1 tRNA gene and 1 rRNA gene are annotated in these 538 nt (G+C 47.0%); both read right to left on the bottom strand.

The features are described from left to right. Window positions 1-323, bottom strand: a 23S ribosomal RNA gene (locus QME66_14040); the annotation flags it as partial. Window positions 324-361: 38 nt separating this feature from the next. Further along, window positions 362-434: transfer RNA gene (locus tag QME66_14035), tRNA-Ala, on the bottom strand. Between the last annotated feature and the right edge of the window lie 104 nt (window positions 435-538).

Genomic DNA, 538 nt, shown 5'->3' with positions numbered 1-538 from the left:
GGCAGATTGAAACTCTTTAACTCTTAACTCTAAACTTTGTTCTAAGGTGGGTTTGGGCTCTTCCCCTTTCGCTCGCCGCTACTGAGGGAATCTCTTTTGATTTCTCTTCCTCCTCCTACTGAGATGTTTCACTTCGGAGGGTTCGCTTCATACAACTATGTATTCATTGTATGATGTGTAGCTCTCCGCTACACGGGTTGCCCCATTCGGATTCCCACGGATCTATGCTCACTCGCAGCTCCCCGTGGATTTTCGCAGCCTGCCGCGTCCTTCTTCGCCGCCTGATGCCAAGGCATCCACCATATGCCCGTTCTACCTTGACCCTACATCCTCTTCCCTTCCTTTGTCAAAGAACAAAAAATGGAGGTGAACGGGATCGAACCGATGACCTCCTGCTTGCAAAGCAGGCGCTCTCCCAACTGAGCTACACCCCCGAATCCAATTCAGATTTATGATTGCAGATTTTTGATTAAATAAATCCTAAATCATCAATCTGAAATCATAAATAATCAATGATGGGCCTGATTGGAATCGAACC

The sequence above is a fragment of the Candidatus Eisenbacteria bacterium genome, assembly GCA_030017955.1.
Lineage (GTDB): Bacteria > Eisenbacteria > RBG-16-71-46 > JASEGR01 > JASEGR01 > JASEGR01.
The sequence above is the reverse complement of the archived record's forward strand: the minus strand, read 5'-3'. Positions and strand labels throughout refer to the sequence as shown.